The following is a 4,759-nucleotide window of genomic DNA, read 5'->3' as shown; positions in this document are numbered from 1 at the left end:
CCCAGCGCCAGCATCAGCACCCGGCCCGACGCGATCCGGTCCTGCACGGCCTTGCCCGCATCGACCGCGCGCCCCTTCTGCAGGACGTTGAGATCGTGCACGGCCTGCTGCAACACGTCCAGGCGCGGCAGGGTTTCCGCCAGCACCAGTTGCTGCGCCTCGTCGCGCTTGCCCGCGTCGACGAGGGCGTTCACCTGCGTGAACGAGGCCACGTACGCCTCGCGCCGCTCGGCCACGCGGGCCAGCACGGCCTTGCCTTCGTCGCTGGCGACCAGGCGGCGCAACGTGGCCAGCGCGCCGTCGATCTCGTGCCGGTTCGATGCGATCTTCTCGCGCACCCGGGTGCGGTAGCCGTCGTCCGGCGCGATGAACAGTTCCAGCGTGCGGCGCGCGTTCGCCCGCGTCATCGTGTCGATGGTGGCGGCGGCTTCCGCCTTGGCCCAGTCGTCGTCGATCAGGGCCGCCGTCGCCTGGCCGACATCGTGGAAGCGCTGCAGCCCGACCGCGACCACAAGCGCGAGCAGCACCAGCACGAGGCCGAAGCCGGCGGCAAGGCGCGTGCCGATCCTGAAATTTGACATTGCCATATGAATTCCTTTCGTTTCGACACTTTCTTGCCAATAGGAAACTGAGTCTAGCGGCAGGCCGCGTGGCCTGACATACGCCGAAAGAACTAGCTCCCGTCATCCGTCATGCCGACTGCCAGAGTGGCGCGCGGTCTCTACAATCTTCACCATCAACCCTTTGGAGAACCGCGATGTTGCGCGACCGCTACGGCCGAACGATCGAATACCTGCGCCTGTCCGTGACGGACCGCTGCGACCTGCGTTGCACGTATTGCATGCCGACGGGTTTCAAGGGGTTCGAGGAACCGGAGGACTGGCTCACGTTCGACGAGATCGAACGCCTGCTGCGCGCGTTCGCCCGCCTCGGCACGCGCCGCATCCGCCTGACGGGCGGCGAGCCGCTGCTGCGCCGCCATGTCACCGACCTGGCCGGCCGTATCGCCGCCATCCCCGGCGTGGACGACCTGTCGCTGTCGACCAATGCCACGACCCTGCGCCGCCACGCCGAGGCGCTGCGCAAGGCCGGCGTCGCACGCATCAACGTCAGCCTCGACACGCTGGACCGGCGATGCATGGAATCGATCACGGGCCGCGACAGCCACGCGCGCATCCTGGACGGCATCATGGCCGGCAAGGAGGCCGGGTTCGATCCCATCAAGATCAACATGGTCGCGATGCGCGGCGTGAACGACGGCGAGATCGAGCGCATGGCCGAGTTCTGCATCGGCCACGGCTTCGTGCTGCGCCTGATCGAGGTGATGCCGATGGGAGAGACCGGACAGAACGCCGCCTACATGGACCTGCAGCCCGTGCGCGAACGCCTGCAGCAACGATTCGACCTGGTGCCGCAGGCGCTGGAACTGGGCGGCGGTCCGGCGCGCTACCTCGCCACGCGCGACGGCAGGAGCAGCATCGGCTTCATCACGCCGATGTCGCAGCATTTCTGCGCCACCTGCAACCGCGTGCGCCTGGCGGTGGACGGCACCCTGTACCTGTGCCTGGGCCAGGAAGAGAAATTCGAATTCCGTCCGCTGCTGCGCGCTGGAGCCAGCGACGCGGAGCTCGACGCTGCGATCCGCCACGCCATCGAACTGAAACCCCACCGGCACGACTTCACCGCGCGGCCCGAGAAAATCGTCCGCTTCATGTCGCAGACGGGAGGCTGAGATGCAGGACATCGAACGCTTCATCCGCGGCTTTTCCCGCTTCCAGCAGCGCTTCATGAGCGAGCCGGTCGTGCGCGCCTCGCTGCGCGACGGACAGCATCCGTCCACGCTCGTCATCGGCTGCTGCGATGCGCGCGTGGACCCGGCCCTGCTGACGGGCTGCGCCCCGGGCGACATCTTCGTCGTCCGCAACATCGCGAACCTCGTCCAGCCGCTGGACGCCGCGGCATGACGACGACGCCCGATTATCCGCCGATCCCGGGCCACCTGCGCCTGTCGACCCGCATCGCCGGTGCCCTGATCGGTTTCCTGCTGCTGGCGCTGACCGCCATCGGCACGACGTTGTGGCTGTCGTGGCAGCTGGAAGGCTCGGCGGCCGCCATCAACGAAACGGGCGGCGTGCGCAAGCAGGAATACCGGCTCGCGATGCTGCTCGGCCGCGAGGTGCACATGCCCGGCGGCGGCTACGCGCGCGACGCGCGGGCGCAGATCGCGTCCATCGATGCGACGCTGGCGCTGATCGACCGCGGCGACCCGCAGCGGCCCCTCGGCCTGCCGCCGACGGCCGCCATCCGCGACAGCTTTTCCATGGCCACGCTGCGCTGGCAGCGCGAACTGCGGCCGCTCGCGCTGCAGGTGCTGCAGGCGCGGGGCGACGAGCGCCTGCCCCCGCTGCGCGACTTCCTCGGCCGGGTCGATGGCTACGTCGCCCAGATCGACGCCATCGTGGGCCTGATCGAACGGGACAACGAGGTGCGCACGTTCTGGCTGCGCTGCTCGCAGCTGGCGCTGATGGCGCTGGCGATGGGCGGGACCGTCGTCCTCGTGTACCTGATGTTCAGCCTCATCGTCGACCCGGTCGAGCGCCTGCATGCCGGAATGCGCAGCATGGCCGACACGGATTTCGGCGTCCGCCTCGACGTGGCGAGCCAGGACGAATTCGGCCAGCTCGCGACGGGTTTCAACCGGATGGCCGACCGCCTGGAACAGGTCTACGCGAGCCTGGAAGACAAGGTACGCGACAAGACGGCCGCGCTGGAAGGCCAGAACCGCGAACTGGCGCTGCTGTACGACAGCGCCGCGTTCCTGCAGGTGCGCCAGACGCTGGAGCCGATGTGCGAAGGCTTCGTCGAGCGCATCATGCGCTACTTCGGCGCGGACGGCGGATCGGTGCGGCTCATCGACGCCAACGCGGACAAGGTGCACCTCATCGTGCAGGCCGGCCTGTCCGACGAGATGGTCAAGGCCGAACGCTGCATGCCGGTCGGCGACTGCCTGTGCGGCGAGGCGGCGCAGGGCAGGCACCCCGTCGTGAGGCTGCTGCGCGCCGTGCCCGGCCCCGACGTGTCGCGCTGCGCGCGCGAGGGGTTCGCGACGGTGTCGGTATTGCAGATTTTCGCCCAGGACCAGCACCTCGGCGTATTCAGCCTGCATTTCCGTACCGAGACATCGTTCAACGAGCGCGAGACCGCCCTGCTGGAAACGCTGGGCCGGCTGCTGGGCACCGCCGTCGAGAACATGCGGCTCGCGGCGCGCGAGCGCGAAATGGCCATCTCGGAAGAGCGCAACATGGTGGCGCGCGGCCTGCACGACAGCATCGCCCAGGGCCTGAACTTCCTGAACCTGCAGGTGCAGATGCTGGAACAGTCGCTGCACGACGGGCAGCAGCAGGATGCGGCCGCGATCGTGCCGCTGCTGCGTGCGGGCGTCAAGGAAAGCTACGAGGACGTGCGCGAACTGTTGCAGAATTTCCGCAGCCGGCTGGAAGAGGATGACCTCAACAGCGCGCTGCGCAAGGCCGTGCGCAAGTTCCGCGACCAGACGGGCGTGGAGGCCAGCTTCAAGGCCGAAGGGGGCGGCGGCCTGCCGTTCCCGCGCGAGGAGCAGCTGCAGCTCCTGTTCATCGTGCAGGAAGCGCTGTCGAACATCCGTAAACACGCGCATGCCGACAAGGTGCTCGTGCAGGTCCGCGACGGTCAAGACTTTTCGCTATCGATCAGCGATAATGGTGTCGGGTTCGATTCCGTCGCCGTGCCCGCATCCGGCGACAGCCACGTGGGGTTGCACATCATGCGCGAACGGGCCCGGCATATCAACGCCGACCTGGCCATCGAATCCGGGAACGGCGCCGGCACCACCGTCCGCCTGCACGTCGCGAGCGCGCACCGGCGGGCCGCTTGAATCGAATGGAGTTTCGGATGGAAGACATCGGGCAAGACACCCGCGAGCCGATCAGCGTGCTGCTGGTCGACGATCACACGTTGTTCCGCAGCGGCGTACGTTCGCTGTTGCAGCGCAATCCGCGCTTCACCGTCGTCGGCGAGGCATCCGACGGCATCGACGGCGTGAAGCGGGCGATGCAACTGAAACCCGACGTGATCCTGCTCGACCTGCACATGCCCGGCATGACCGGCGTGGAGACGCTGGAACTGATCCTGCAGGGCTGGCCCGAGGCGGCGGTCATCATGCTGACCGTGTCCGAGGAAGGCGAAGACCTGGCCACCGCCCTGCATGCGGGCGCGCGGGGCTATTTGATCAAGAACATCGACGCCGACTACCTGCAGCGCGCCATCGAACGCGCGGCCGGCGGCGAATCAGTCCTGGCCGAATCGATGGCCGCCAAGCTCGTGGCCCAGCTGCAGAAACAGCGCGAACCCAAGCCGGCCGCGCCGCCGTCGGAACTGGACAGGCTGACGCCGCGCGAACGCGAGATCCTCGCGTGCCTGGCCCGCGGCGAAAGCAACAAGCTGATCGCGCGCGTGCTCGACCTGGCCGAGAGTACGGTCAAGATCCACGTGCAGAACATCCTCAAGAAGCTCGGCCTGTCGAGCCGCGTGCAGGCGGCGGTGTTCGCCGTCGAGCAGGGGCTCGGCAGCGGGCCGGATCGGCAGGGTTGATCAGCGCAGCGCGAGCAACGCCTCTTTCGCGTCCTCATACGCGGCGGTGAGCAGCGCCATCTGCTCCCCCGCATCCTCGAAGTTCTCCGCCTTCCCAATCAGCTCGAGGTTCGTGCACGGCACCCGCATC

At 67.9% G+C, this 4,759-nt stretch carries 5 protein-coding genes; 4 read left to right on the top strand and 1 reads right to left on the bottom strand.

Annotation, left to right across the window (positions count from 1 at the left end):
* The coding region (locus ACEN88_RS24510; RefSeq protein ID WP_413343870.1) for an MCP four helix bundle domain-containing protein at positions 1-587 on the bottom strand (587 nt) is incomplete at its 3' end.
* Between the two features lie 170 nt (positions 588-757).
* On the opposite strand from ACEN88_RS24510, the gene moaA reads away from it, so the two are divergent.
* From moaA to ACEN88_RS24490, 4 genes are read left to right on the top strand one after another with little or no spacing between them, the layout of a single operon-like run.
* Positions 758-1,732, top strand: coding sequence for a GTP 3',8-cyclase MoaA (gene moaA / locus ACEN88_RS24505; RefSeq protein ID WP_413343868.1), 975 nt, complete (start codon positions 758-760; stop codon positions 1,730-1,732).
* 1 nt (position 1,733) lies between these two features.
* Positions 1,734-1,964, top strand: a complete 231-nt coding sequence (locus tag ACEN88_RS24500; RefSeq protein ID WP_413343866.1) for a carbonic anhydrase — start codon at positions 1,734-1,736, stop codon at positions 1,962-1,964.
* Positions 1,961-3,913: a type IV pili methyl-accepting chemotaxis transducer N-terminal domain-containing protein gene (locus ACEN88_RS24495; protein WP_413343864.1), complete on the top strand. Its 1,953-nt coding sequence runs from the start codon at positions 1,961-1,963 to the stop codon at positions 3,911-3,913. Before ACEN88_RS24500 ends, ACEN88_RS24495 begins: the two co-directional genes overlap by 4 nt.
* 17 nt (positions 3,914-3,930) lie before the next feature.
* Positions 3,931-4,629, top strand: a complete 699-nt coding sequence (locus ACEN88_RS24490) for a response regulator (protein WP_413343862.1) — start codon at positions 3,931-3,933, stop codon at positions 4,627-4,629.
* The last annotated feature ends 130 nt before the right edge of the window (positions 4,630-4,759 follow it).

The organism is Massilia sp. CT11-108 (assembly GCF_047302915.1).
Classification (GTDB): Bacteria; Pseudomonadota; Gammaproteobacteria; order Burkholderiales; family Burkholderiaceae_D; genus Telluria; species Telluria orientalis.
Note: the sequence above shows the minus strand (reverse complement) of the source record. Positions and strands in the feature narration are given on the sequence as shown.